General features: G+C 67.6%; 20 protein-coding genes. 9 read left to right on the top strand and 11 right to left on the bottom strand.

Going from position 1 to position 25,911, the window contains the following annotated elements:
* Positions 1-49: 49 nt before the first annotated feature.
* On the bottom strand, positions 50-385 hold the full coding sequence (locus QQA13_RS06130) for a hypothetical protein (RefSeq protein WP_108471483.1): 336 nt from the start codon (positions 383-385) through the stop codon (positions 50-52).
* A 164-nt stretch (positions 386-549) separates the two neighbouring features.
* Between QQA13_RS06130 and QQA13_RS06125 the strand changes: the two genes are divergently transcribed.
* The 4 genes from QQA13_RS06125 to QQA13_RS06110 all read left to right on the top strand — a co-directional run bounded on the left by QQA13_RS06125 (position 550) and on the right by QQA13_RS06110 (position 3,605).
* Positions 550-1,464: a 23S rRNA (adenine(2030)-N(6))-methyltransferase RlmJ gene (locus QQA13_RS06125; RefSeq protein WP_108471484.1), complete on the top strand. Its 915-nt coding sequence runs from the start codon at positions 550-552 to the stop codon at positions 1,462-1,464.
* Positions 1,465-1,504: 40 nt separating this feature from the next.
* Positions 1,505-2,023, top strand: a complete 519-nt coding sequence (locus QQA13_RS06120) for a Slp family lipoprotein (RefSeq protein ID WP_108471485.1) — start codon at positions 1,505-1,507, stop codon at positions 2,021-2,023.
* A 67-nt stretch (positions 2,024-2,090) separates the two neighbouring features.
* Complete coding sequence (locus QQA13_RS06115) at positions 2,091-2,993, top strand: cation diffusion facilitator family transporter (RefSeq protein ID WP_108471486.1); 903 nt, start codon at positions 2,091-2,093, stop codon at positions 2,991-2,993.
* A 72-nt stretch (positions 2,994-3,065) separates the two neighbouring features.
* Positions 3,066-3,605, top strand: a complete 540-nt coding sequence (locus tag QQA13_RS06110) for a DUF2058 domain-containing protein (RefSeq protein WP_108471487.1) — start codon at positions 3,066-3,068, stop codon at positions 3,603-3,605.
* A gap of 4 nt (positions 3,606-3,609) precedes the next feature.
* On the opposite strand, the gene QQA13_RS06105 is transcribed toward QQA13_RS06110, so the two are convergent.
* Both QQA13_RS06105 and QQA13_RS06100 read right to left on the bottom strand, forming a co-directional pair.
* Positions 3,610-4,002 carry a VOC family protein gene (locus QQA13_RS06105; protein ID WP_108471488.1) on the bottom strand — a complete coding sequence of 131 codons (393 nt, stop codon included), beginning with the start codon at positions 4,000-4,002 and terminating at the stop codon, positions 3,610-3,612.
* Positions 3,999-4,397: an MmcQ/YjbR family DNA-binding protein gene (locus QQA13_RS06100; RefSeq protein ID WP_108471489.1), complete on the bottom strand. Its 399-nt coding sequence runs from the start codon at positions 4,395-4,397 to the stop codon at positions 3,999-4,001. Before QQA13_RS06100 ends, QQA13_RS06105 begins: the two co-directional genes overlap by 4 nt.
* 198 nt (positions 4,398-4,595) lie before the next feature.
* On the opposite strand from QQA13_RS06100, the gene QQA13_RS06095 reads away from it, so the two are divergent.
* The 3 genes from QQA13_RS06095 to QQA13_RS06085 all read left to right on the top strand — a co-directional run bounded on the left by QQA13_RS06095 (position 4,596) and on the right by QQA13_RS06085 (position 11,087).
* The gene (locus QQA13_RS06095) at positions 4,596-5,201 is read left to right on the top strand and encodes a GNAT family N-acetyltransferase (RefSeq protein WP_108471490.1); all 606 of its coding nucleotides are present in this window, start codon (positions 4,596-4,598) and stop codon (positions 5,199-5,201) included.
* A gap of 151 nt (positions 5,202-5,352) precedes the next feature.
* A complete protein-coding gene (gene mfd, locus QQA13_RS06090) occupies positions 5,353-8,943 on the top strand; it encodes a transcription-repair coupling factor (protein ID WP_159082178.1) in 3,591 nt (1,196 codons plus the stop codon).
* A 419-nt stretch (positions 8,944-9,362) separates the two neighbouring features.
* On the top strand, positions 9,363-11,087 hold the full coding sequence (locus QQA13_RS06085; protein WP_234411316.1) for a sensor domain-containing diguanylate cyclase: 1,725 nt from the start codon (positions 9,363-9,365) through the stop codon (positions 11,085-11,087).
* A gap of 30 nt (positions 11,088-11,117) precedes the next feature.
* On the opposite strand, the gene QQA13_RS06080 is transcribed toward QQA13_RS06085, so the two are convergent.
* The 5 genes from QQA13_RS06080 to QQA13_RS06060 all read right to left on the bottom strand — a co-directional run bounded on the left by QQA13_RS06080 (position 11,118) and on the right by QQA13_RS06060 (position 16,302).
* The gene (locus tag QQA13_RS06080) at positions 11,118-13,388 is read right to left on the bottom strand and encodes a thiamine pyrophosphate-dependent enzyme (RefSeq protein ID WP_108471640.1); all 2,271 of its coding nucleotides are present in this window, start codon (positions 13,386-13,388) and stop codon (positions 11,118-11,120) included.
* Between the two features lie 26 nt (positions 13,389-13,414).
* On the bottom strand, positions 13,415-14,032 hold the full coding sequence (locus tag QQA13_RS06075; protein ID WP_108471492.1) for a glutathione S-transferase family protein: 618 nt from the start codon (positions 14,030-14,032) through the stop codon (positions 13,415-13,417).
* On the bottom strand, positions 14,029-14,511 hold the full coding sequence (locus QQA13_RS06070) for a hypothetical protein (RefSeq protein WP_108471641.1): 483 nt from the start codon (positions 14,509-14,511) through the stop codon (positions 14,029-14,031). Before QQA13_RS06070 ends, QQA13_RS06075 begins: the two co-directional genes overlap by 4 nt.
* Entirely contained in the window at positions 14,508-15,050 is a 543-nt protein-coding gene (locus tag QQA13_RS06065) for a GNAT family N-acetyltransferase (RefSeq protein WP_108471493.1), read from the bottom strand. The genes QQA13_RS06070 and QQA13_RS06065 overlap by 4 nt, the downstream gene beginning before the upstream one ends.
* Before the next feature lie 82 nt (positions 15,051-15,132).
* Positions 15,133-16,302 carry an acyl-CoA dehydrogenase family protein gene (locus QQA13_RS06060; protein ID WP_108471494.1) on the bottom strand — a complete coding sequence of 390 codons (1,170 nt, stop codon included), beginning with the start codon at positions 16,300-16,302 and terminating at the stop codon, positions 15,133-15,135.
* A 166-nt stretch (positions 16,303-16,468) separates the two neighbouring features.
* On the opposite strand from QQA13_RS06060, the gene QQA13_RS06055 reads away from it, so the two are divergent.
* Complete coding sequence (locus QQA13_RS06055) at positions 16,469-17,344, top strand: DMT family transporter (RefSeq protein WP_108471495.1); 876 nt, start codon at positions 16,469-16,471, stop codon at positions 17,342-17,344.
* 19 nt (positions 17,345-17,363) lie between these two features.
* On the opposite strand, the gene QQA13_RS06050 is transcribed toward QQA13_RS06055, so the two are convergent.
* The 3 genes from QQA13_RS06050 to QQA13_RS06040 form a co-directional block, all read right to left on the bottom strand.
* On the bottom strand, positions 17,364-18,299 hold the full coding sequence (locus QQA13_RS06050; RefSeq protein WP_108471496.1) for a 5'-nucleotidase: 936 nt from the start codon (positions 18,297-18,299) through the stop codon (positions 17,364-17,366).
* Positions 18,300-18,360: 61 nt separating this feature from the next.
* A complete protein-coding gene (locus QQA13_RS06045) occupies positions 18,361-19,122 on the bottom strand; it encodes an NAD kinase (RefSeq protein ID WP_108471497.1) in 762 nt (253 codons plus the stop codon).
* 145 nt (positions 19,123-19,267) lie between these two features.
* On the bottom strand, positions 19,268-24,193 hold the full coding sequence (locus tag QQA13_RS06040; protein WP_108471498.1) for an NAD-glutamate dehydrogenase: 4,926 nt from the start codon (positions 24,191-24,193) through the stop codon (positions 19,268-19,270).
* 520 nt (positions 24,194-24,713) lie between these two features.
* On the opposite strand from QQA13_RS06040, the gene QQA13_RS06035 reads away from it, so the two are divergent.
* Complete coding sequence (locus QQA13_RS06035; RefSeq protein ID WP_108471499.1) at positions 24,714-25,904, top strand: efflux RND transporter periplasmic adaptor subunit; 1,191 nt, start codon at positions 24,714-24,716, stop codon at positions 25,902-25,904.
* Positions 25,905-25,911: the final 7 nt, after the last annotated feature.

Raw genomic sequence — 25,911 nt, 5'->3', positions numbered from 1 at the left:
ATCGGCGTTGCCGCCGGGGCACGCCGTGGCCCGTCCGCCACCCGGCGAACTACTTGGTATAGCCCATGTGCAGCGTGATCTTGTCGCCAGCCTTCAAGTTGGCCACCGAAGCCGGCGGAAAATGCAGGCGCAGCGACATGCCTTCCGCGTCCGCCTCGACCATGCCGGTCTTGGTATCCACCGAACTCACCGTGGCCGGCATCATGTGCATGCTGCCGTTCTTGTTGTGGCGCATCATCTTGTGATGCATGCCGCCCATCTGGCCCATGCTGCTCGACGACGATGCCGGCGCCATGCCTCCGGTGTCCTGGGCGCTGACCGTGCCGAATGCCAGGCAAAGGCCGACAGCGGCCGTCGAAACGATGATTCTTGGCAGGAACGTCATGATGATTCTCCGCACAGGTGGGCGGTCGGAGCCGCGCGTCCGGCCGGTTGCAACGTTGCAACAGGCGCAGCCTGCGCCGGCCGATGTGCAGGAAAGGTTACGCGGCACGCCAGGGCGCGCAGCGTCCGCATCTATACTTGGCCACCCCGCCCGCCGTGACCGCCATGAACTACCGCCACGCCTATCACGCCGGCAACTTCGCCGATGTCCTCAAGCACGTCGTGCTGCTCGCGCTGGTCGAGGCGCTGCAAGCCAAGCCCACGCCGTTCTGCTACATCGACACCCACGCCGGCAGCGGCAGCTACCCGCTGGAAGGCTTCGAGGCAAAGAAGACCGGTGAGCACAAGGACGGCATCGCACGCCTGCACCCGGCGGAAAAGGTGCCGCCGCTGCTGCAGCGCTGGCGCGCCAGCATCCTCAAGGGCGACGGCAATGAGCAGGGTCTGAAGCATTACCCCGGCTCACCGCTGCAGGTCGCCCGCCTGCTGCGTGCGGGCGACAGCGCCCAGTTGTGCGAACTGCACACCGAGGAAGCGGCGAAGCTGCGCGAACTGTTCCACGGCAACCCGCAGGTGCACGTGCACCAACGCGACGGCTACGAGGCGCTGAAGGCGCTGCTGCCGCCGAAGGAGAAGCGCGGCCTGGTGCTGATCGACCCACCGTACGAGGCACAGGAGGCCGAGTACAAGCTGATCGAGCAGGCGCTGAAATCGGCCCTGCTGCGCTGGCCCACCGGCGTATACGCGGTGTGGTATCCGATCAAGCTGCGCAGCCAGGTGCAGCCGTTCCTGCGCAAGCTGCAGCACAGCGGGGTGAAGCGCATCCTGCGCGCCGAGCTGCTGGTGCATCCGGACGACTCACCGCTGCGCCTCAACGGCTCGGGCATGGTCATCCTCAACGCGCCGTGGAACCTCGACGACACCCTGCGCGAACCGCTGCGCGTGCTGGCCAGCCTGCTGTCGCAGGAGCGCCCGGCCGAATGGAAGCTGGACTGGCTGCTGGATGAAGCCGGCAGCCAGCTGAACACGCCCAGCCCGCTGCCCGCCTCGCGACTACCGCGGCCGCCGGGCCGCCGCTAAGCTCGACGCCATCCGCCAGCGTTCCTCCAGGAGCACGACCATGCGCACCCGCCCCGCCTTCCTGCTGATCCGACTCGCCGCGCCGGCCGCCCTGCTGATGCTGCTGGCCGCCTGCGCTCCGGCACCGATCTACAAGACCGCTGGCGCCGCAGTCACCGCCGCGCCGTTCCAGGTGGCGCAATCGCCGGAGAAGTTCAGCAACAGCCAGGTGATCTGGGGCGGCCGCATCGTGCAGGTCAAGGTGCTCGCCGACCACAGCGAGATCGAGCTGCTGGCCTACCCGCTTGACTCCTCGCAGCGGCCGAAGGCGAACGACAGCGGCAGCGGCCGCTTCATCGCCGTGATGCCGGGCTACGTGGAACCGCTGGACTACCCCGCCGGCGCGCTGATGACCGTCGACGGCAAGCTCAACGGCAGCCGCGCCGGCAAGGTCGGCGAGGCCGACTACGTGTTCCCGCTGGTCAGCGTGGCGCAATCGCACGTGTGGACCGCCGAGGAAATGAACAAGGGCCGCAACAACGTCCATTTCGGCGTGGGCCTGGGCGTCGGCATCCGCTGACCGACGTGCGCAATATCCTGCGCGACCGCTAAACTCCCTGACCTCATTACCCTGGGACTGAAGCCGCATGTCGTCTGGGCACGCCAACCCGATCAAGGCCATCTTCCTCGCGCTGGGCGCCAACTTCGCCATCTTCGTGGCCAAGCTGTTCGCCGCCTTCGTCACCGGTTCCGGCGCAATGATGGCCGAGGCGGTGCACTCGCTGGCCGACTGCGGCAACCAGGGCCTGCTGCTGCTCGGCATCCGCCAGGCCAAACGGCCGCCGTCGGACGAGTTCCCGCTGGGCTGGGGTCGCGCGCTGTATTTCTGGTCGTTCCTGGTCGCCATCCTGCTGTTCAGCGTGGGCGGCATGTTCTCGATCTACGAGGGCGTGCACAAGCTCACCCATCCCGAGCCGCTGAAATGGCCGTGGCTGGCGCTGGGCGTGCTTGTGTTCGGCATCGTGGTCGAGGGCATCTCGATGCGCGGCTGCCTGCACGAAGTGAACAAGGCCCGCGGCGAGCAGGGCCTGTGGACCTGGTTCCGCGAAACCCGCTCCAGCGAATTGCTGGTGATCTTCGGCGAGGACCTGGCCGCCCTGCTCGGCCTGTGCCTGGCCACGCTCGCCGTCGGCGCCACCATGCTCACCGGCAACCTGATGTTCGACGCGGCCGGCACCATCGCGATCGGCGTGCTGCTGATCGTGGTGGCGGTGCTGGTGGCGATCGAAGTAAAAGCGCTGTTGATCGGCCAGGGCATGGAACCACGCCGCCGCGACGAGCTGATGAGCTTCCTGAAAAGCCGCCCCGAAGTTGCCGAAGTGCTCAACCTGATCACCTTGCAGATGGGTCCGGACGTGATGGTGGCGGTGAAGGCGCGCATGCAGCCCACCGCCAGCCTGATCGACGCGATCAACACCGTCGAGGCGGCGATGAAGGCGCAGTTCGGCGATGTGCGCTGGAGCTTCTTCGAACCGGACAATGCAGATTGACCGGTAACCGTTGAACGCGCGAGCCCACGCCACAATCTCATCCCCTGCCCACCCGGTTCTCTCGTCCACCCCATGCGCAACCCACTGCAAGAACAACTCCTCAAGGCCGGCCTCGTCAACAAGACCAAGGCTGCACAAGTCGTGCGCGAGCAGGCGAAGAAGCACCAGGGCAAGGGGCCGGCGGCGCCGAGTACAGAGCAGCTGGAAGCGCAGCGGCTGCAGGTGGAGAAGGCCGAGCGCGATCGCGCGCTGGCCGCCGAGCGCAACGCGCAGGCGCGTGCGAACGAGGCGCGTGCGCAGGTTCGCCAGATCGTCGAGGCGCACAAGGTGCAGCGCGAGGGCGAGATCGCCTATCGCTTTGCGGACGGCAACGTGATCAAGAGCGTGCTGGTGAACGAGCCGCTGCGCGCGCAGCTGGCTACCGGCACCTTGGTGATCGTGCGCCACGGCGAGGGTTACGAACTGCTGCCGCGGGTTGCCGCCGACAAGGTCCGCGAACGCGACGCGACGATGATCGTGCTCGACCACGGCCACGCCGAAGCAGGCAGCGGCGACGAGACGGACGACGAGTACTACAAGCAGTTCGAAGTGCCGGACGACCTGGTCTGGTAGCGCGTCAGCGCTTCAGTTCCAGCAGATCCCAGCCGTTGCCGTACAGATCCTCGAACACCGCCACCGTGCCGTAGGCCTCGTGGCGCGGTTCCTCGCGGAAGTGCACGCCTGCGGCGCGCATGCGTTGCCAGTCGCGCTGGAAGTCGTCGGTGTGCAGCAGCAGGAAGACGCGGCCGCCGGTCTGGTTGCCGATGCGCGAAGCCTGCTCGTCGCCGTTCGCCTTCGCCAGCAGCAAACGGGTTTCGCGGGAACCGGACGGCGCCAGCAGCACCCAGCGCTTGCCGCCACCCAGGTCGGTATCCTCGATCAGCTCGAAACCGAGCGCGCGGGTGTACCAGGCGATCGCCTCGTCGTAGTCGGCGACCAGCAGCGCCAGCGCGCCGAGATGCTGCTTCATTGCCTCGCCTTGATGGTCGGCAACGGCCCCAGCGCCGCCTGCAGTTTTTTCGTCAGCTTCGCGCGCACCAGCGTATAGGCGTCGAGGACGAATGCCTCCAGCTCCGCCGTGGCGAAACGCTGCGGTTCGGTGATCGACACCCAGTGCGCGCGCGCCAGGTACGGCGCCGGGATGATGGCGGGCTGGTCGGTGAGTTCGAGGAAACGGTCGTCGGCCACCTTGCACGACAGCCGGCCGCCCTCGCTGCCGTCGGACGGCATCACCGCGAACATCTTGCCGCCGACGCTGAACACACTGTCGACGCCCCACTTGGTGTCGCGGGTGACGCCGGGCCAATGGCCGCACAGCGCCTCCAGTTGGGCCGCGGTGAGGCCGTGAGTCGGTTTGCGGGTCATGCCGTGCTCCGGGAACGTCTAGCCAGGCATTGTGCGGTGTGACGCGGCACCTGTCTGCCCGCATCCGCACCATCCCGTGCTGCAGCATCAAGCCAGCGACTACGATATGGCTCCACGCAGGTGCGGCAGCCCACCGCAGAGTCCGTCATTGCAAATTCATGCTGCGATGCACACAATACGCAAAAGTACGGAACCACCATGAACCCCGCCATCGACTTCTCCGCCCCCACCCGCTACGCCTCGCTGCCGCCCCGCGCCAGCGAACGCTTTGCGCGCCCGCACGTGCAGTCAACGCCACGCGGTGAGCAGGTGCGCACCGAGGACGGCCGCGAGCTGGTGCTGCGCGCGATCGAACCGGGCGACGTGGCGGCGATGCAGCGCTGCTTCACCCGGCTGTCGCCGGAGGACATCCGCCGCCGCTTCCTGCACGCGATGTCCGAACTGCCCACGCCGATGGCGCAGCGGCTGTGCCGCATCGACCCCGCGCAGGAGACCGCCTATGTGCTGATGGACGAATCCATCAAGCCGGCCGAGATGCGCGGCGTGGGCCGGATCTATGTGGACGAGGCCACCGACAGCGCCGAGTTCTCGGTGCTGGTGGAACAAGCCTGGAGCCGCCGTGGCCTCGGCGCGCTGCTGATGCGGCACCTGGTCGACGACTGCCGCCGCCGAGGCCTGGCCGAGCTGTGGGGCTACGTGCTGCTGGAGAACCGACCGATGCTGCAGCTGTGCAAGGAGCTGGGCTTCACCCAGCGGACGATACCGGACGAACCGGGCACCGCGCAGATCACGCTGAAGCTCTGAAGAGCACTCTCCCTGCTTCATAGGAGCGGGAGTTCAGGCGCTCTGACCAGCCTCCCCTTTGCCTTGCGGGAGAAGGGGCCCAGGCACATCGCGTTACACTTGCCCGCTTTCCCCGGCGCGGCTCGATGGCGGCGCCTTGAACATGCGCCCCATGCCCAACCCGATCAAACACCCGCCCCTGCCGACCACCCCGAAACAACGCCGCTACTGGACGCCGCCACACGGCTCCGCGCGGGCGTTGCTGCTGGCCGAGGCGGCGCGCACGCATGATGGCCTGCTGGTCGTGGTGGCGCGCGATACCCAGCGCGCGCAGGCGCTGGAGTCCGAGCTGAAGATCTTCGCCGGCGGCCTGCCGGTGCTGCATTTCCCGGACTGGGAAACGCTGCCCTACGACGCGTTCAGCCCGAACCCGGAGATCGTTTCCCAACGCATCGCCACGCTCTACCAGCTGCCGAACGTGAAACGCGGCGTGCTGGTGGTGCCGGTGGCCACGCTGATGCAGCGGATCGCGCCGCGCGCGCACATCACCGGCTCCGGGCTGGTGCTGGTGAAGGGCCAGAAGCTCGACCTCGCCAGCGAACAGCGCCGGCTGGAAGCGTCCGGCTACCGCAACGTGCCGCAGGTGACCGAACCTGGCGACTTCGCGGTGCGCGGCGCGCTGCTCGACATCTTCCCGATGGGCACCGCCGAGCCATACCGCATCGAGCTGTTCGACGACGAAGTGGAGTCGATCCGCAGCTTCGACCCGGAAACCCAGCGTTCGCAGCAGCAGGTGGACAAGGTCGAGCTGCTGCCGGCGCGGGAGTTTCCGCTCACCGAGGAAGCCGCGAAAGAGTTCCGCGGCAACCTGCGCGAACGCTTCCCGATCGACGTGCGCCGCTGCCCGCTGTACCAGGACATGAAGGAAGGCGTCACGCCCGGCGGCATCGAGTACTACCTGCCGTTGTTTTTCGCGCAAACGGCGACTTTATTTGACTACCTCGCCGACGACGCGCTGTTCGTGCTGGGCGAAGGTGCCGGCGAAGCGGCCGACCAGTTCTGGACGCAGACCGCCGAACGCTACGACCAGCGCGCCCACGACATCGAACGCCCCGTACTGCCGCCGGCCGAGATCTATCTGCCGCCGGAAAAACTGCGCGAACAGCTCAACCGGCGGCTGCGCGTGGAAGTGGTCGAGGCCGGCCACGAGCACGCCATCGACACCGGCACCCAGCCGGCGCCGGAGCTGCCGCTCAACCGCAAGGGCGAGGAACCCGGCACGTCACTGCGGCATTTCCTGTCCAGCTATCCAGGCCGCGTGCTGATCGCCGCCGATTCGGCGGGGCGGCGCGAGGCGCTGATCGAAACGCTGGCAACAGCGGGATTGAAGCCGCAAAGCGTCGATAGCTGGACTGACTTTCTCCTCCCCCTGCCCGCAGGGGGAGGCCGGGAGGGGGTTGCTCCGGCTGGCGAAGAAGCCAGAGCAAGAGCACCCCACCCTCCGCAAGGGATTCCCTTCGGTCACAACCCTCCCCTGCTCGCAGGGGAGGGAGCCAGGCATGATGGGCCGCGGTTAGCCATCACCATCGCTCCGCTTGAGCAGGGCTTTGCGCTGACTAAACCCGTATTGACCGTGCTCACCGAGCGCGAGCTGTACGGCGAGCGGGTGCGCAGCGAGCGCGAGCGCAAGCGCCGCCGCGGCACCGCACGCGATCCCGACGCGATCATCCGCGATCTCACCGAACTCACCATCGGTGCGCCGATCGTGCACGTCGACCATGGCGTGGGCCGCTACCAGGGCCTGGTGTCGATGGACGTGGGCGGCATGGACGGCGAATTCCTCACCATCGAATACGCCAAGGGCGACAAGCTGTACGTGCCGGTGGCGCAACTGGGTCTGGTCAGCCGCTACTCCGGCACCGCACCCGAGCTGGCGCCACTGCATTCGCTGGGCGGCGACGCGTGGGAGCGCGCGCGCAGGAAGGCCGCGGAGAAAGTGCGCGACGTGGCTGCCGAACTGCTGGCGATCTACGCCCAGCGCCAGGCGCGCGGCGGCAAGTCGATGCCGATCGATCGCCAGCTGGTGGAGGAGTTCGGCAGCACCTTCCCGTTCGAGGAAACCCCTGACCAGGAAAGCGCGATCGAGGCGGTGCTGGGTGATCTCGCCGCGCCGCGCGCAATGGACCGGGTGATCTGCGGTGACGTCGGCTTCGGCAAGACGGAGGTGGCACTGCGCGCCGCGTTCGCCACCGCCACCGCCGGCAAGCAGGTCGCCGTGCTGGTGCCGACCACCCTGCTCGCCCAGCAGCACTACCGCAACTTCGCCGACCGCTTCGCCGACTGGCCGGTGCGTGTCGACGTGCTGTCGCGCTTCAAGTCGACCAAGGAAGTGAACGAGGCGCTGAAGCGTCTCGCCGATGGCCAGATCGACGTGATCGTGGGCACGCACAAGCTGCTGCAGCCGGACATCAAGTTCAAGAACCTCGGCCTGGTCATCGTCGACGAGGAGCAACGCTTCGGCGTGCGCCAGAAGGAGCAGCTGAAGAAGCTGCGCGCCGAGGTGGATCTGCTGACGATGACCGCCACGCCGATCCCGCGCACGCTGAACATGGCGATGGCCGGCTTGCGCGACCTGTCGCTTATTGCCACGCCGCCGGCACATCGCAGCGCGGTGCGCACCTTCATCTCGGCGTGGGACCCGGCGACGATCCGTGAGGCGCTGCAACGCGAGCTGTCGCGCGGCGGCCAGGTGTACTTCCTGCACAACGAGGTGCAGAGCATCGAACGCACCGTGCGCGAACTGGAGGAACTGGTGCCGGACGCGCGCATCCGCATCGCCCACGGCCAGATGCCCGAGCGCGAGCTGGAAAGCGTGATGGCCGATTTCCACCGCCAGCGCTTCAACGTGCTGGTGTGCACCACGATCATTGAAACGGGCATCGACATCCCGACGGCCAACACCATCATCATCGACCGCGCCGACCGCTTCGGCCTGGCCCAGTTGCACCAGTTGCGAGGCCGCGTCGGGCGCTCGCACCATCGCGCGTATGCGTATCTGGTGGTGCCCGACCGCAAGTCGATCACTGCCGATGCGCAGAAGCGGCTGGAAGCGCTGGCCTCGCTGGAGGAACTTGGCGCCGGCTTCACCCTGGCCACCCACGACCTGGAAATCCGCGGCGCCGGCGAGCTGCTCGGTGACGAGCAGTCCGGCCAGATCCAGGAGATCGGCTTCGGCCTGTACACCGAACTGCTGGATCGCGCGGTGCGTGCGCTGAAGTCGGGCAAGGTGCCGGACTTCGACCTGAGCAGCGAGCACGAGACCGAAGTCGAACTGCACCTGCCCGCGCTGATTCCCGACGATTACCTCGGCGACGTGCACCACCGCCTCACGCTGTACAAACGCATCGCCAGTGCGCGCAGCGAGGACGACCTGCGCGACCTGCAGGTGGAGATGATCGACCGCTTCGGCCTGCTGCCCGAGCCGACGAAACAGTTGTTCGCGGTGGCCAGCCTGAAGCTGATGGCCACCCCGCTGGGTATCCGCAAGCTCGATTTCGGCGCCAACGGCGGCCGTATCGTGTTCCGCGAGAAACCCGAAGTGAATCCGCTGACCATCATCCAGCTGATCCAGCGCCAGCCGCGCGTGTACAAGCTGGACGGCCAGGACAAGCTGAAGGTGATCCTGGAACTGCCCGGCGCCAGCGAGCGCATCCGCAGCGCGCAGGAACTGCTGGTAACGCTGGGCGCGCGCCGGCCCGCCTGAGTCCGCACGGCGCTGCCGGCGATTTCCGACGCCGGGGCTGACGATCGTCACTGGCCGGCGGCGCCCCCGCTCCGCACAATGCCCCGATGCCGCCAGGGATGACCCTGCGCGTCCGGATTGAACCACTTCGGCCGCCTCCTGCCTCGCGTCGATCGCCGGCAACCCGGACGCCGCCAATGGGTTTGCCGCGGGGCGCGTACCATGGCACGGCACGTGCATGACACAACGACGAAGGATGATGCACGTTCGAGCGTCGCCACCCTCGCCGTCGTGTATCGGAACAGCAGGGCGAACGTGGCCATCGGCGCTCCGGAACATGCCGGGTTGCGTAAGCCACGGGCGACCAGCAAGTGCATTGCCACACGTAGCCCTGCGAAACATTCGCAGGGCGGGAGAGGCAAATGGAAAGGCTGACCACAATGCCGACGTCGACACGCCCGGGGCGGTCCTGGCGCGGCCTCGTGCTCGGCCTGCTGTGGCTCTGGCTGGGCGTGGCCCATGCCGCCACGCCGTTGAACGGCGCCTGGCGCGAGGTGCATGCCGGCGACACCCCGCAAACCGTGCTGGACGAGTACCACGCCGGCCTGCTGAAAAGTTTCGACCCGTCCCTGCTGCAACGCTTTCCACAGGGCCGCACCGGCAGCTGGGTGGTGATCACGGCTCAACCACCCTGGGACAACAGCACGCGGGTGCTGACCATCTACCCGCCCACGCTGGGCGCGGTCACCACCTTCGACGGCGGCCGGCCACAGACGCTGGCGCTGGACGATTTCGGCGACTCGCTCCACGGCCACGGCCGGCTGGCCTGGCAGCTGCCGGCTGGCATGGCCGCGTCGGTGCCGATCCTGCTGAGGTTCGAGCCGGCGCAGACGCTCAGCGCGCCGGTGCGCTTCCACCTGGAACCCTGGAACGAGTACGCGCGGAACGACGCGCAATGGCTGGTGCTGGCCAGCGCCTGCTTCGCGGTGATGCTGGCGATGGTGCTGATGGCATTGTGCTTCGCGCTGATGCTGCGCGACGTCACCTACGCGTGGTACGCCGGCTACGTGCTCTGCTACGCGCTGATCCAGGGCATCCAGACCGGCTTCGTGTTCCATCCGATGGAGTGGCAGTGGCTGTCGGGCATGGCCTTGCTGGCCGGTTCGGCCGCCGTGGCGCTGTCGGTCGCGTTCGCCTCGCTGTTCATGATGCGGTTCTGCGAGTTGAAGCGTTACGCCCCGTTGTTGCGGGTGCCGATCATGGCGCTGGCGGTCGGCATGATCCAGCTGGTGCTGATGCGTTGCAGCCGGATCCCGTTGCTGGTCGAAGTGGCCCAGCTCCTGCTCAACCCGCTGCTGATGATCGGTGCCCTGCTGCTGCTGGCAGCCGCCCTCGTCGCCGCGGCGCGCGGTTCGCGCCAGGCGTGGTTTTTCCTGGCCGGCTGGACGCCGCTGCTGCTGCTCACCGCACTGACCAGCGCCCAGGTCGGCGGCGCGCTGCCGCAACTGGACTGGCTCAACGACGCCAGCCTGGTCGGCGGCGCGTTCGAGGCGGTGGTGCTGTCGATCGGCCTGGCTGACCGTGCGCTCCGGCTGCGCCATGACCGCGACATCGTGCGGGTGCTGGCCGACCATGACGCGCTCACCAACGTGTTCAACCGCCGCGCCTGGAGCGAGCGCGCCAGTGCCCTGCTGTCGAGCGGGCCGCCGCGACCGGTCGCGCTGCTGTTCCTCGACCTCGATCATTTCAAGCTGCTGAACGATCGCCAGGGCCACAACGCCGGCGACCGCGCGCTGGTCGCCGTGGCCAAGGCACTGGCCACCGAGCTGCGCCCCACCGACCTGCTCGGCCGCTACGGCGGCGAGGAGTTCGTTGCCTTGCTCGACGGCACCCCGGCGCAGCTGGCCATGCAGGTGGCGACCCGCCTGTGCCGGCGCGTGCACCGGCTGGAGATACCCATCAGCGAGGAATCGCTGCTGCTCAGCATCAGCATTGGCATTGCCATGCGCCGGGAAGGCGACGACGTGGAATCGCTGGTGGATCGCGCCGACCAGGCGATGTACGACGCCAAGCTCGGCGGCCGCAACCGGGTCTGCCTGCACGCCGACAGCCTGACCCCGCGCACCGGCCCGCACCTGCACGTGGTGGAGAAGCACAAGCGCTGAGACAAGGGCCGGCGCTGAAGCCGGCCGCGTTCAGCCTGCCGCCAGCCCGCGTGCCGCGGCCACCACATCGGCCTCGCCCGGCAGCACCAGCAGTGCCGCTCCGGCCAGCGGGGTGAAGGTGTCGGCGCCGACCACACGGTGCAGCGGCGTGGCGCCGCAGCCGCCTTCAACGATCGCGGTGATCACGCCCTCGCCCACGCCCGCGCTCTTGCGGCCTTCGTCCAGTACGAGAATGCGTTTGGCCGTCCGTGCCTGCGCTGCGATGAAGGCGTCGTTGAGCGGTGCCAGCCAGCGCAGGTCGATCACGCGCACCTGCCAGCCCAGTTCCTTTTCGATCGTGCGCGCTGCACGCAGCGCCATCGGCACGCCGTTGCCGAAGGTGAACACCACCAGGTCGTTGGCTGCCTCGTGGTAGATACGGCCCTCGCCCAGCGTCATCGCCTGGTCCGGCGCCGGGTAGTCGAACTGCCACTGGCCGTCGCCGGCCTCGTACAGGTCCTTGGTCATGTACAGCGCGATCGGTTCGAGGAAGGCGCACACGCGACCATCGACTTTCGCCAGCGCCATCAGCGTGCGCAGCATCATCGCCGCGTCGTCGCCGCGGCTGGGGCAGCCGACCACCAGGCCGGGAATGTCGCGCAGCGCGGTGATCGAGTTGTCGTTGTGGAAGTGGCCGCCGAAGCCTTTCTGGTAACCCAGCGAAGCCACCCGCATCACCATCGGATTGCGGTACTGGCCGTTGGAGAAAAACTGCAGCGATGCCGCCTCGCCGCGGATCTGGTCGCAGGCGTTGTGGAAGTACGCCAGGTACTGGATCTCCGGGATCGGCAGCATGCCCATGTTGGCGTAGCCCTGGGCCAGGCCCAGGATCATCGTCTCGTCCAGCAGCGTGTTGAACACGCGGCTGCCCTTGAAGGTCTTGTTGAGACCCTTGGTGACAGTGTACACGCCGCCCTTCTGCGCCACGTCCTCGCCGAACAGCAGCGCCTCGGGATACTTCGCCAGCAAGTCGTGCAGGGCCTGGCCGATCTGGATCGCCAGGTGCCGCGGCGGCAGTTTCTCCGGCAGCTTCGCCTCGCCGCCGAACACGGCCAGACGCTTCTCCGCGTAGTCGGCGCGCGTGGCCTCGGCTTTCACCGCGGCCGGCGTGTATGGCGCCAGCGGTTTCATCACGTCGTCCAGCGAGGTCAACCGATGGCGCGAATCCGCATCCTCGGCAGCGGCGAAGCAGCGCTTGCGGGTGGCCTCGTACAGAGCCAGCAATTCGTCTTTCGAGTACAGGCCGGACTCCAGCGCAATCTCGGCCGAGCGCAGCAACGGATCGGAGCATTCGACCGCAAAGAGTTCCTCGATGCTGCGCCACTCGATCTCGAAATCGGTGCCGGCATGGCCCATCACGCGGGTGGTCTTGAGGTGCAGGAAGGTCGGCCGGCGCGTGCTGCGGCAATGCTCCACCGCGCGCTGCACCTGGGCATAGCCTTCGGCGAGATCCAGACCGTCGGCGAAAAAGTAGTCGAGGTTGGCGCGATGCTGGTAGTTGTTGGCGACCCAGCCGGTCGGCGTCTTCACCGAGATGCCGATGCCGTTGTCCTCGCACACGAACAGCACCGGTGCGGGCAGCTTCTGGTACGCCGTCCACGCCGCGGTGTTGAACGCGGTCTGCGCGGTGGCGTGGTTGCTGGAGGCGTCGCCGAACGAGCAGATCGTGATGCTGTCGTCGGGAATCGGCAGTTGATGGCCGATGCGCCGTGCCTGCTCGATCGCCACCGCGGTGCCCAGCGCCTTGGGCAGGTGCGAGGCGATCGTCGAGGTTTGCGGCAGCACCCACAGCGGCTTGCTGCCCCACACCTTGTGGCGGCCGCCGGAGGCCGGGTCGTCCTTGCTGGCGGCGAAGGACAGCGCCGAATCCATCACCGGGTCCATGCCCGGGATCTTGCGGAAACGTTCGGCCATGAAACCGCCGGAGCGGTAGTGCAGGAAGGCCGGATCGGTGTGGCGGGTCAGTCGCGCCACCATCGCGTTGCCCTCGTGGCCGCTGGAGCCGATCGTGTAGAACACCTTGTTCTGCACGCGCAGCACGCGTGCCATCAGGTCGAGGTGGCGCGAGATCAGTTGCGATTCCAGCAGCTCGCGGAAACCGCGCGCGTCCAGCGCGCTGTCCGGCAGCACCGCCTCGCCGTCGCGCGGCGCGGCGCGCACGTCGCCCTGCCACAGCTGCACGAACTCGATGAAGTTCTGGTCGACGATCTCGGCACGGTTGAAGCCCTTGTGGCGGGCGCTGAGGGAGAACGGAATGGACATGGCGGTCTTCGGCAAGGTGGCAGGGGTCAATGTTGCATCGGGGTGTGGCCGGGCTGGGCACGCACGCGGGCCAGCCAGTCACGGATGTTCGGGAAGGCAGACAGCTCGAAGCCGCCGTCGCCGGCGCAATGGGTGTACGCGTACAGCGCGATGTCGGCGATGCCGTAGCACTCGCCCACGAACCAGTCGTGCCCGGCCAGGTGTTGCTCCATCACCGCCAGCACCTGCGCGCCCTTCTGCAGCAGCGCCGGAATCTCGGCCTGGCGCGGATGGTCGGGCGGCAGCCAGCCGCGGATGAAGCGCGCCACCGCGATGCACGGCTCGTGGCTGTACTGCTCGAAGAACAGCCACTGCAGCGTCTGCGCGCGCAGCCAGGCATCCTCGGGCCCGGATCCATTCGGCCAAAAGGCGCTGCCTTCGGCGAGATAGCACAGGATCGCGTCGGACTCGGCCAGCCGGCGGCCGTCCTCCAGTTCCAGCAGCGGCACCTTGCCGTTCGGGTTCTTCGCCAAGTAGGCCGGCGTGCGCGTCTCGCCACCGGCACTGTCCACGTCGACCCAGCGGTAGTCACGGCCCAGCTGTTCCAGCAGCAATTGCAGCTTGTAGCAGTTGCCGGAAGCGCGCATGCCGTAGATGGTGATCATGGCCTTTCCCCACCCAGCTGTTTCAGCAGCGCGGCGCGCTGCAGATCCTTGGGACGCCCGAAGCTTTCGCAAAGCCGGATCTGGTCTTCGACCGACGGCACCGGCACGGCCAGGCCATTCACACCGGCCAGCACGAGTTTCCCCGGCAGCACCGGCTGCCAACGATCGTCGGCATGAAGCTCAAGCCCACCCATCACCTCGACCGGCGCGCCGGGGAAGCGGAAGCGGGCGAAGTGCGAACGGAACCGGTCGGCGTCCGGCGGCGTGAATGCGGGCTCGCGCTGCGGTGCCCAATGCGCCATCAACGCCTCGGCGTCGGCGCGCGAGGTCAGCACGTCCACATCCGCGGCGCTGGTCTGAGCGCCGAGCAGCAGCGCCGCGGTGCTCCCGATCAGGCACCACGGATCGACGCAATGCACGTGCAGCTCGGGCACGATCTCGGCCAGGGTGGCGTATAGCGCGGGCGAGAGGTGGCTCATGCGCGACGCCGGCGCCACTGTTCGCGCGTCTGCACCCAGATCTCGGTGGGGGAATCCTCGTACGGCGCGGGCAGCTTGCCCGGGCCGCGGCAGGTCGAACCCAGCCGCTGCGCCAGCACCTGTGAGGCGTGGTTGTCCGGATGGATCGAATGGATCATCTCGCTCCAGCCCAGCTGATCGAACGTCCAGTCGATCGCGGCGACACAGCCTTCCAGCGCATAACCCTTGCCCCACGCGTCGCGCGCCAGGCCCCAGCCCACCTCGGTGCCTGGCCAGTCGACCGGATGCCAGGGGCCGAGCCGACCGACCCACTGGCCGCTGCTTTTCTCGATCACCGAGAACATCGCGAAACCCTGGATCGACCACGCCCCGGCCAGCGACAGGAAACCGCGCCACGCGGTGGCGCGCGCCTGCTGCCCGCCGATGAAGCGGGCAGCCTCGGCGTCGGCCATGTTGGCCGCGTAGGCGTCGAAGTCCTCGATGCGCGGCGGACGCAGGATCAGTCGATCGGTTTCGATGCGAAGATCCGAGACGTTCAATGCCTGGCTACTCAAGTCGCTGCTCCCGCCGATGGCATGGGCTCTCTGAGCGTCACTCCCGCCAAGGCGGGAATGATGCCTCTCAGAACGCGTTGATGCCGGTCAGCTCGCGGCCCACCACCAGCTCGTGCACGGTCTCGGTGCCCTCGTAGGTGATCACCGATTCCAGATTCAACGCATGGCGGATCGCGCCGTGCTCGGTGGTGATGCCGGCGCCGCCGAGGATGTCGCGGCACTGGCGCGCGATGTCGATCGCCATGCGGCAGTTGTTCCACTTGGCCAGCGAGACCTGGGTCGGCTGCATCTTGCCGGCGTCCTTCAGCCGGCCGAGCTGCAGCGACAGCAACTGGGCGGTGGTGATGCGCCGGGCCATGTCGGCCAGCTTCAGCTGGATCGCCTGGTTCGAAGCCAGCGGGCGGCCGAACAGGATGCGTTCGGCGGTGTAGTCGAGCACTTCCTTCAGGCAGGCCTGCGCCGCGCCGATCGGGCCCCAGGTAATGCCGTAGCGCGCCTGGGTCAGGCAGCCCAGCGGACCCTTGAGGCCCTTCACGTTCGGCAACCGTGCACTGTCCGGCACGCGCACGTTGTCGAAGAACAGCGCGCTGGTGACCGAGGCGCGCAGGCTCATCTTCTTGTGCACTTCCTGTGCGGTGAAGCCCTTGGTGTCGGTGGGCACGATGAAGCCCTGGATGCCGTCCGCGGTCTGCGCCCACACGATCGCGATGTGCGCCAGGTTGCCGTTGGTGATCCACATCTTGGCGCCGTTGATGACCCAGTCGCCGCCGTCCTTCTTCGCGTTCGTCTTCATGTTGGCCGGATCGGAGCCGCCGTGCGGCTCGGTCAGGCCGAAGCAGCCGATCACCTCGCCCGCCGCCATCTGCGGCAGGTAGTGCAGCCTCTGCTCCTCGCTGCCGTAGGCGTAGATCGGGTACATGCACAGCGAGCTCTGCACCGAGGCGAAGCTGCGCAGGCCCGAGTCGCCGCGCTCCAGCTCCTGGCAGATCAGGCCGTAGCTCACGCCGTTCATGCCGGCGCAGCCGTACTTCTCGGGAATGGTGGCGCCGAGCAGGCCGAGGCTGGCGATCTCGGGCACCAGTTCCTTCGGGAAACGGCCCTGGTCGAAGCAGTCGCCGATGATCGGCAGCACGCGCTCGTCGACGAAGCGTCCGACGGTGTCCTGCACCATGCGCTCCTCGTCGGTGAGCAGCGAGCGGACGTCGTACAGATCGAGCGGATTCAGACTGACAGCCATGGAAGCTCCGGAGAGGGCGCGTAAAAGCCGGTATTGTAGCGCGTGCCAAGTAGCCGCACAGGCCGCCGTCTACCCGACGGACGCGTACGGCCCGCGTTGGGCCTCGCCCTGCCCGGCCCCATCTTCCGGTCTCCTCCCCCGCTTCACGTTTTCCCACGGAAACCCCATGTTCAAAGGTGTCCTGCTCGGCTTCATGGCCTTCGCCGCGTTCGCCATCAGCGATGCGTTCGTGAAATCGCTGCGCGGCTCGCTGCCGGCGTACGAGGCGGTTTTCTTCGGTGCCGCGCTGGGCCTTACCGCACTGCCGTTCATCAAGGGTGCCGACGCCCGCTGGCGCGACGTGGTGCTGGCGCAGCGCCAGGGCTTGTGGCTGGTGCGTGCCGCCGCCAGCGCGGTCGGCAGCATCGCGGCAGTGGTCGCCTTCACCGCGCTGCCGATGGCGGAGGCGTTCGTGCTGATCTTCCTGCTACCGATCTTCGTCACCATCCTGTCGGTGCTGGTGCTGAAGGAGCACGTCGGCTGGCGCCGCTGGTCAGCCGTGGTGGCGGGCTTCATCGGCGTGCTGGTGGTGCTGCGACCCGGTTTTCGCGCGCTCGGCATCGGCCACCTGGCAGCCACCGTATGCGGGCTTTCCGGCGCCGTCTCGATGATCGCGCTGCGCCTGTCCGGCGCGCACGAGAAGCGGGTGACGCTGTATGGCGCCGGCATGATCGGCTCGATGCTGGTCGCCGGATTGATGATGCTGGCCAATTTCCGCTGGCCGGATTTCGACCAGTGGCTGCTCCTGCTCGGCTACGGCCTGCTCGCCGCGCTCGGCTCCGTGCTGCTGATGCTGGCCACGCAGAAGGCGCCCGCCAACCACGTCGCGCCGACCCAGTACAGCCAGATGCTGTGGGCCGTGCTGTTCGGTTATGTGCTGTTCCACGACCCGCTGGACTGGCCGATGGCGATCGGCATCGCGATCATCCTCGGTGCAGGGTTGTTCACCTTCGTGCGCGAGGAACAGGTGACGCACTGGTGGAGGCGGATCCGGATGATCTGACCACCCGGCCCGCGCCGACTCAGCGGTTGCTGACCCCGTGCGGCACGTGCCCGGTCGCCACGTGCTTGCGCGCGGACTCCACGTTGGCCGGCGAATCGTCGAAGAAGATGTCCGCGCCAAACGCATCGAGGAACGGACCCTTGTCACGGCCGCCGAGGAACAGCGCCTCGTCGATGCGCACGCCCCACTTGCGCAAGGTGAGGATCACCCGCTTGTGCGCGGGGGCGGAACGGGCGGTGACCAGTGCGGTGCGGATCGGCGAGTCCTCCGCCGGGAACGCCGTTTGCAGATGATGCAGCGCGGTGAGGAAGCCGCGGAACGGGCCCACCGACAGCGGCTCGGCGGCATGCTCGGTCTCGTTGCGGTGGAAGGCCTCCAGCCCTTCCTCGCGCGAGACGCGCTCGCCCTCGTCGCCGAAGATCACGGCGTCGCCGTCGAAGGCGATGCGCAACTGCTCGCTCATGCGCGGTGGCGCAACGCTGGGCAGGATGGTGGCCGCGGCCACGCCGGCGGCCAGCGCGCGGCCGACGTCCTCGGCGTTGGCGGAGAGGAACAGGTCGGCCCGGAACGGCGCAATGTAATCGGAGGTGGGCGCGCCGCTGGTGAACGCGGCGCGGCTGATCTCCAGGCCGTAGTGCTGGATCGCATTGAAGATGCGCAGCCCGGTGTCGCCGGAATTGCGCGACAGCAGGATCACCTCCACCGGCGGCACGTCGCCGGCCAGCTTGTTCAGCCCGAGCAGCTTCTGCACCAGCGGAAACGCCACGCCAGGCTGCAGGATCTCGTCTTCGTGCTTGATCTGGAACGAGCGGTAGGCATCGAGGCCCTCGCGTTCGAACAGCGCGTGGCTGTCGCCGAGGTCGAACAGCGCGCGCGAGGAAATCGCGACCACCAGCCGGTTGTCGCCGACGGCAGCGGGATCATGGACATCGGGAGACGAAACAGACGTGTTCACGGGACAGGACGGAAGTTGTCGGCGAAAAGTCGCTACCGGTCAATCTAGCACGCAGCCAGATTCATTCCGCCGCGAACTGCTCGTCGAGGATGCGCTGCTCCAGGTTGTGCTCGGGATCGAACAGCAGCCGCACGCCCTGACCGCCGGACTGACGGATCGCCACCGTGCGCACGTCGCGTACCTCATGGAAATCGGCGGTGGCGCTGACCGGGCGCTTGCCCGGATCGAGCACGCGCAGGATCACCTCGGTGCGATGCGGCAGGATCGCGCCGCGCCAGCGGCGCGGGCGGAACGGGCTGATCGGGGTGAGCGCCAGCACATTCGCGTCCAGCGGCAGGATCGGCCCATGTGCGGACAGGTTGTAGGCGGTGGAGCCGGCAGGCGTAGCCACCATGATGCCGTCGCAGACCAGGTTCGGCAGCTTCACGGTGTCGTTCAGTTGCACCTCCAGGTGGGCGGCCTGGTTGCTCTGGCGCAACAGCGAGACCTCGTTGAAGGCCAGCGCGCTGTGCTGGTTACCGGCCACGTCGGTGACCTCCATCTGCAGCGGAAACAGTGTCGCCGCATGTGCGCGCGCGATCCGCTCCGGCAGTCCGTCGAGCTTGTGCTTGTTCATCAGGAAACCGACCCGGCCCAGCTTCATGCCGTACACCGGCAGTTCCAGCGCGTGGTACGCGTGCAGGGTGCGCAGCATGAAGCCGTCGCCACCCAGCGCCACGATCAGCTCGGCCTGCTCCGGCGGCACATCGCCGTAGCGTTCCACCAACCTGCGCCAGGCCTGCTGCGCGACGCTGACCTCACTGGCGACGAAGGCAAAGCGCATCGGAAACCCCGGTTGGCGGAAGACGCGCCAAGAGTACGACAGAGCGATGGCTGCGCCCTACTCCGATCTTCAGGCATGTATCCGCCCTCCCGGCACGCAGGAGGGCGGATGTAGAGTCACGCCGCGGAAACGCCTCGCCGCAGGCTCAGACCGGCACCTGCGCCAGCTGGGCCAGCCGCCGCACCGCAACCGAGGCGATCGGGTAGTCGGCGTTCTGGGTGAGGATCTCGGCCAGCATGCCGCGGGTGTACTGCAGCGTGGCGTCGTCACGCTGCAGCCAAGCCTGCACCGGCGAGACATCCTTGCTGCCGCCGCCGAGGCTCAGCACCTGCTGCGCCAGCGCCCGGTGCTGGTGGTTGAGCTCATCCAGCAGCGAACCGCGAGCCTGCGCATGCCAATGGCCTTCCACCGGCAGTGCCTCGATCTGGTCGCGCAGCCATTCCAGGTCCAGCGCCTCGCCCAGTTCGAAGAACACGCCGGCGACCTTCTCGATCGGCTGGCCGCTCAGCTGGCTCACCTCGACCATGTCCAGTGCGGCGCGCAGCTCCGGCATGCGGGCCATCCGCAGCGCCAGTTCCGCCGGCAGGCCCAGGCCTGCCCACTTCTCCTGGCTGGAGGAGAAATCGCCCTTGCCGGTCGGCGTCAATACCTCCGGCAACGCCTTGCGCAGGGTCGACACGCCAGCCTGGTAGCGTTCGACGTTGGCGGCGATGTCCAGCGAGCCACCCGGACGGTTCAGCAGCCAGCGGGTCAGGTGCCGCAGCAGCGACCAGATCTGCTTGATCGCGTCGATCTGGGTGTCCTCGGCAACCTTGGCGTCCAGCGCCTCGATCTGTGCCCACAGTTCGCGTGCTTCGAGGATCTCGCGTGCCGCGGTGTAGGCCTTGGCGATCGCCGCCGGGCCCTGTCCGGTGTCCTCCTGCATGCGCATCATGAAGGTGGCGCCCATGCGGTTGATCGTGGAGTTGGTCACCGCGGTGGCGATGATCTCGCGCTTCAACCGGTGGCGCTGCATGTGTGTGGCGTACTTCTCGTGCAGCGGCGTGGGGAAGTAGCGCACCAGTTCCTTCGACAGGTACGGGTCTTCCGGCACATCCGAATCCAGCAGTTGCTGGAACAGGCGGATCTTGTCGTAGGACAGCAGCACCGCCAGCTCCGGCCGGGTCAGGCCCAACCCGCGGCTCTTGCGCTCGGTCAGCTCGGCCTCGCTGGGCAGGTTCTCGACCTGGCGATCGAGTGTGCCCTCGGCCTCCAGCGTGCGGATGAAGTGCGCCATCGAGCCGATGCGGCCAACCGACTGCTGCTCCATCAGGGTGATCGCCTGGTTCTGCCGGTAGTTGTCCCACAGCACCAGCTGGCCCACCTCGTCGGTCATCGCGGCGAGCTGCGTGTTGCGCGCGTCGAAGCTCAGCTCGCCGCGCTGCACGGCGTCGTTGAGCAGGATCTTGATGTTCACCTCATGGTCGGAGGTGTCCACGCCGGCGGAGTTGTCGATGAAGTCGGTGTTCAGCAGCACGCCGTGCTGCGCCGCCTCGATGCGGCCCTTCTGGGTCATGCCCAGGTTGCCGCCCTCGCCGATGATCTTCGCGCGCACGTCGGCGCCGTTGATGCGCAGCGCGTTGTTGGCGCGGTCGCCCACGTCGGCATGCGTTTCGGCGGACGACTTGATGTAGGTGCCGATGCCGCCGTTGAAGATCAGGTCCACCGGCGCCTTCAGGATCGCGCTGAGCAGATCGGTCGGCGCCAAGTGCTCGACGTCGGGCTTCAGGCCCAGCACCGCGCGCACTTCCGGCGAGACCGGGATCGACTTGGCGCTGCGCGGGTACACGCCGCCACCGGCGGAGATCAGCGACTTGTCGTAGTCGTCCCAGCTCGAGCGCGGCACCTTGAACATGCGCTGGCGCTCGACGAAGGTGCGCGCCGCATCCGGGTTCGGGTCGAGGAACACGTGGCGATGGTCGAACGCGGCCACCAGCCGGATGTGTTCGGACAGCAGCATGCCGTTGCCGAACACGTCGCCGGACATGTCGCCGATACCGACGCAGGTGAAGTCCTGGCTCTGGCTGTCGCGATTGAGCGAGCGGAAGTGGCGCTTGACCGACTCCCACGCACCCTTGGCAGTGATGCCCATGCCCTTGTGGTCGTAGCCGTGCGAACCGCCGGAAGCGAACGCGTCGCCGAGCCAGTAGTTGTGCTCGATCGAGATCGCATTGGCGATGTCGGAGAAGGTGGCGGTGCCCTTGTCGGCGGCCACCACCAGGTAGGGGTCGTCCGCGTCGTGGCGCACCACGTCGTGCGGGTGCACCACCTTGCCGTCGGCCAGGTTGTCGGTGATGTCGAGCAGGCCGTTGATGAACAGGCGGTAGCAGGCGATGCCCTCGGCCAGCTGCGCATCGCGGTCACCGCCGACCGGCGCCTTCTTGACGAAGAAGCCGCCCTTGGAACCGACCGGCACGATCACCGTGTTCTTGACCATCTGCGCCTTGACCAGGCCCAGCACCTCGGTGCGGAAATCCTCGCGCCGGTCGGACCAGCGCAGGCCGCCGCGCGCCACCGCGCCAAAGCGCAGGTGGATGCCCTCGACGCGCGGGGCGCATACCCAGATCTCGCGGTACGGCACCGGCTTGGGCAGGTCGGGCAGCATGTGCGAGTCGAGCTTGTAGCTGATGTAGTCGCGGTACGCGCCGTTCCACTGCTGGAAGAAGCTGGTGCGCAGGGTGGCGCGGATCAGCTTCACGAAGCCGCGCAGGATGCGGTCCTCGTCGAGGCTGGCCACGTTCTCCAGCAGGATGCCGATCGCGTGCTCCACGGCCTGGATCTGTTCGTCGCGCGGCTTCGCCAGCGCCGCGCCCAGGTCGGCGATCAGGCCAGGCTGCGCAGCCTGCACGTTGGCCGGGATCAGCGCCAGCATCTCGGCAGCCAGGGTCGCGCCGGCGGCCTTCAGCTCGTCGGCGGAAAGCACCTCGCGGCGCGGGTCGAACTTGGCCAGGAACAGTTCCACCAGCAGGCCGGCAATCGCCGGATAGCGGCCCAGGGTTTCTTCCATGTACGACTGCGAGAAGGTGGCACCGGTCTGCAGCAGGTACTTGCAGTAGCCGCGCAGCATCGCCACCTGGCGCCAGCTCAGCTTGGCGCCCAGCACCAGCCGGTTGAAGCCGTCGTTCTCGGCGTTGCCGCGCCAGATCTGCTCGAACGCATCCTCGAACAGCGCGCCGACCTGCTCCACGCTGAAGGTGAGCTGGCCGACCGGCTGCACCTCGAAATCCTGGATCGACAGCGGCGCCTCGCCGGGAATGTCGTAGACATGCTCGGTGAGCACGCGCAGGCCGAGGTTCTCCAGTTGCGGCAGCACCTCGGACAGCGCGATGTCGCCGCCCGAACGGTAGACCTTGAAGCGCAGCGTCTCCGGCTCCTTCGGCGGGTGGTAGAACGACATCCGCAACGCGTTGTCACCGGCCAGCTGCGACAGCTGGTGGACGTCCTCGGCGGCCACCGCCGGGCTCACGTCCTCGACGTAGCCGGCCGGCAACGCTCGCGCGTAGCGGTTGGCCAGCACCACGCCTTCATGTTCGTCGCGCAGTTGTACCAGCGCGTCGCGCACCTCGTCGTGCCAGTTGCGCACGATGCCGGCGACACCGCGCTCCAGTTCGGCGAGGTCGTACACGGGCTGGTCGCCGATCTTCGGCCGCAGCACGATGGTCAGCCGCGCCAGCGCGGCCTCGCCCATCTGCACCGAGGAATCGCTCTGCTCGACGTGCAGCGCCGAACCCAGCAGCGCCTCGATGCGTTCGCGCACCGAGGTGTTGAAACGGTCGCGCGGCACGAACACCATGCAGGTGAAGAAGCGGCCGTAACGGTCGCGGCGAATGAACAGCCGCGTGCGCGCGCGCTGGCGCAACTCGAGGATGCCCATCGCGGTGGCGAACAGCTCGTCCCCGGTACTCTGCAGCAGCTCTTCGCGCGGCAGCGTTTCCAGCACGTTGCGCAGCGACTTGCCGGAATACGAGTCGCGCTTGAGGCCCGAGCGTGCCAGCACGGCCTCCACCTTTTGCCGCACCAGCGGCACTTCCTGCGGGCGGGCCATGTAGGCGTTGGAGGAGAACAGGCCCAGGAAACGCTGCTCGGCCACGGCGCGGCCGTCGGCGCCGAACTGCAGCACGCCGATGTAATCCATGTAGCCGGTGCGGTGCACCTGCGAGCGCGCGTTGGTCTTGGTCAGGATGATCGCGTCGGTGGCGCCGGATTGCGGCAGTTCACTGGCGGCGAGCGTGCGCAGCGAGCGCGGCGCCATCGAGCGCTCGCTCTTGCGCAGGATGCCCAGGCCGGATGCATCGACCGCACGCAGCACGCGGTCGCCATCCGCGTCGGCGACTTCATATTCGCGGTAGCCGAGGAAAGTGAAGTTGTCGGCCGCGATCCAGCGCATGAACTCGCTGGCTTCCTGCACCGAGGCCGCGTCCAGCGGCAGCTTGCGATGTGGCAGTTCGTTGGCGATCGCCAGCGCCTTGTCGCGCATCACCGACCAGTCGCCCACCGCCGCGCGCACATCGTCCAGTGCAGCGGCGACCTGCGCTTCCAGCTGCGCCTGCTCGGCCGCGTCGGCCACCCGGTCGATCTCGAAATGCATCAGCGATTCGGCGCTGCCGGCGTTGCCGCCGAGGCCCAGCAGCTTGCCGGAGGCGTCGCGCGCCACCATCAGCACCGGGTGGATCACCGCATGGATCTGCAGCTTCGTCGAGACGATCATGCTGACCGTGTCGACCAGGAACGGCATGTCGTCGGTGACGATCTGCAGCAGGCTGCGGCCGGCATGCACGTCCGCCGCACTGAGCACGCGCACGCTGGCATGACCGCTGCGGCGTTGTTGCATGAACTCGAGCAGGCTGCCGACCAGCGCCGCCCATTGCACCGGTGTGTGCAGATGCGCGTCGCCGCCCCCGATACGTGCAAAGAAAGCCTCGCAGAAAACCTGCGCCTCGTTCAGGCGCTCGGGCGAAAAACCGCCCTTTTTCAGCTCTGCAAGTACTACCGACGGAAGGGAAGAATCGTTCGCCGCAGGGGTCGCATTCATGGCATCTTCTGATTGGTGGAGACGATGATGGGTGAGGCAGGTAAAAAGCCTTGGAAGGATACGCCGCGAAGGAAGGCGAATCCAGCCGCGCAGCCCGCGCGGGACCATGCCCGCACGCATGGTTCCATGCCGGTCGCGACGGATTTTCGGCAAGGTGCAGCGCGCTGCATCGACGCACGACGCACCGCGGGAAACTCCGGATGCCGGCGATGTCCGACGCAGGTTCTGCACGCGCCAGATCGATGGCGGAGGGCGGCACGTGTCCAGATCGGCATGCCGCTTGTCAATGACTAGATTTGAGAAACCCATAAAATGTAAACTGATCGGTATAGTCTGACCCGCAACCCGCCTGGCATGGTGCTTCGCGGAGCGGTGACGTGGTCTCGGGCCGCGACCGTCGGCAACCGGGCCAGCCTTTGGCACAAGACACACGAAGCACGATGCAGTATCCCGATCGCGGCAACGCTGCAGTGCGCTTCGGCGTCATCCCTTCCCCGTTCAAGCAAGTCCTGGAGCTCCCATGAAGTCCTCATCACTGAGCACACCCTTGTTGTGCCTGAGCCTGCTGGCGCTGGCCGCCTGCGGCAAAGGCAAGGAGCAGGGGCCGCCACAGATGCCGCCGCCGGAAGTCGGCGTGATCCAGGTGCAGCCGCAAAACTCGCCGCTGACCAGGAACCTGGTCGGCCGGCTGTCGGCCTACCGCAGCGCCGACGTGCGCGCTCGCGTGGCCGGCGTGTTGCTCAAGCGCGCCTACGACGAAGGCACCAACGTCAAGCAGGGCCAGTTGCTGTTTCAGATCGACCCGGCCCCGCTGAAGGCCACGCTGAACGCGGCCCAGGCCTCGCTGGCCCAGGCCCAGGCCACATACACCAACAACAAGATCACCGCCGCGCGCGTGCGCGAGCTGGCGCCCAAGGGCTACGTGTCCAAGTCGGACCTGGACAACGCCCTGGCCGCCGAGCGCAGCGCCGCCGCCGCGGTGCAGGCTGCGCAGGCGAACGTGCAGAGCGCGCGCATCAACCTCGGCTACGCCAGCGTCAGCGCACCGATCGCTGGCCGCGCCGGCCAGCAGCAGGTCACCGAGGGCGCGCTGGTCGGCAATGGCGAGGCCACCCTGCTCACCACGGTCGACCAGATCGACCCGATGTACGTGAACTTCACCATGAGCGTGGATTCACTGGAACAGATGCGCCGCGCGCAGAGCAGCGGCAACGTCACCCTGGCCGAACAGGACAAGGCCAGCGTGCAGATCACCCTGCCCGACGGCAGCGCCTACGGCGAGCCGGGCGTGCTGGACTTCTCCGACATCGCGGTCAATCCGGCCACCGGCTCGGTCAATCTGCGTGCGGTGGTGCCGAACCCGAAACACGGCCTGCTGCCGGGCATGTACGTGACGCTGAAAGCCAACCTCGGCCAGCAGCACAAGGTGTTCGTCGTTCCGCAGCAGGCGGTGCAACGCGACACCGGCGGCACCTACGTGATGACGATCGGCAAGGACGGCAACGTCAAGCGCAAGAACGTCACCACCACCGATATGCGCGACGGCAACTGGATCGTCAGCGACGGCCTCGCCGCCGGCGACCAGCTCATCGTGTCCGGGTTGCAGAAGGTGAAGGACGGCGCGCCGGCCAAGCCCAGCCCGTGGAAGCCCGCACCCGCCAACGGGACCTCCGCCACCAACGCGCCGGGCACCGCCCCGAGCGGCAAGTAACGGAGCG

The sequence above is a fragment of the Rhodanobacter thiooxydans genome (genome assembly GCF_030291135.1).
Classification (GTDB): Bacteria; Pseudomonadota; Gammaproteobacteria; order Xanthomonadales; family Rhodanobacteraceae; genus Rhodanobacter; species Rhodanobacter thiooxydans_A.
Note: the sequence above shows the minus strand (reverse complement) of the source record. Positions and strands in the feature narration are given on the sequence as shown.

Bases quoted from the DNA above. Each gene is read 5' to 3' on its own strand.
- QQA13_RS06110 (WP_108471487.1), top strand. From the start codon at position 3,066: ATGCGCAACCCACTGCAAGAACAACTCCTCAAGGCCGGCCTCGTCAAC.
- QQA13_RS06100 (WP_108471489.1), bottom strand. From the start codon at position 4,397: ATGACCCGCAAACCGACTCACGGCCTCACCGCGGCCCAACTGGAGGCG.
- QQA13_RS06125 (WP_108471484.1), top strand. From the start codon at position 550: ATGAACTACCGCCACGCCTATCACGCCGGCAACTTCGCCGATGTCCTC.
- QQA13_RS06070 (WP_108471641.1), bottom strand. From the start codon at position 14,511: ATGAGCCACCTCTCGCCCGCGCTATACGCCACCCTGGCCGAGATCGTG.
- QQA13_RS06095 (WP_108471490.1), top strand. From the start codon at position 4,596: ATGAACCCCGCCATCGACTTCTCCGCCCCCACCCGCTACGCCTCGCTG.
- QQA13_RS06035 (WP_108471499.1), top strand. From the start codon at position 24,714: ATGAAGTCCTCATCACTGAGCACACCCTTGTTGTGCCTGAGCCTGCTG.
- QQA13_RS06120 (WP_108471485.1), top strand. From the start codon at position 1,505: ATGCGCACCCGCCCCGCCTTCCTGCTGATCCGACTCGCCGCGCCGGCC.
- QQA13_RS06075 (WP_108471492.1), bottom strand. From the start codon at position 14,032: ATGATCACCATCTACGGCATGCGCGCTTCCGGCAACTGCTACAAGCTG.
- QQA13_RS06080 (WP_108471640.1), bottom strand. From the start codon at position 13,388: ATGTCCATTCCGTTCTCCCTCAGCGCCCGCCACAAGGGCTTCAACCGT.
- QQA13_RS06055 (WP_108471495.1), top strand. From the start codon at position 16,469: ATGTTCAAAGGTGTCCTGCTCGGCTTCATGGCCTTCGCCGCGTTCGCC.
- QQA13_RS06045 (WP_108471497.1), bottom strand. From the start codon at position 19,122: ATGCGCTTTGCCTTCGTCGCCAGTGAGGTCAGCGTCGCGCAGCAGGCC.
- QQA13_RS06085 (WP_234411316.1), top strand. From the start codon at position 9,363: ATGCCGACGTCGACACGCCCGGGGCGGTCCTGGCGCGGCCTCGTGCTC.
- mfd (WP_159082178.1), top strand. From the start codon at position 5,353: ATGCCCAACCCGATCAAACACCCGCCCCTGCCGACCACCCCGAAACAA.
- QQA13_RS06040 (WP_108471498.1), bottom strand. From the start codon at position 24,193: ATGAATGCGACCCCTGCGGCGAACGATTCTTCCCTTCCGTCGGTAGTA.
- QQA13_RS06130 (WP_108471483.1), bottom strand. From the start codon at position 385: ATGACGTTCCTGCCAAGAATCATCGTTTCGACGGCCGCTGTCGGCCTT.
- QQA13_RS06115 (WP_108471486.1), top strand. From the start codon at position 2,091: ATGTCGTCTGGGCACGCCAACCCGATCAAGGCCATCTTCCTCGCGCTG.
- QQA13_RS06105 (WP_108471488.1), bottom strand. From the start codon at position 4,002: ATGAAGCAGCATCTCGGCGCGCTGGCGCTGCTGGTCGCCGACTACGAC.
- QQA13_RS06060 (WP_108471494.1), bottom strand. From the start codon at position 16,302: ATGGCTGTCAGTCTGAATCCGCTCGATCTGTACGACGTCCGCTCGCTG.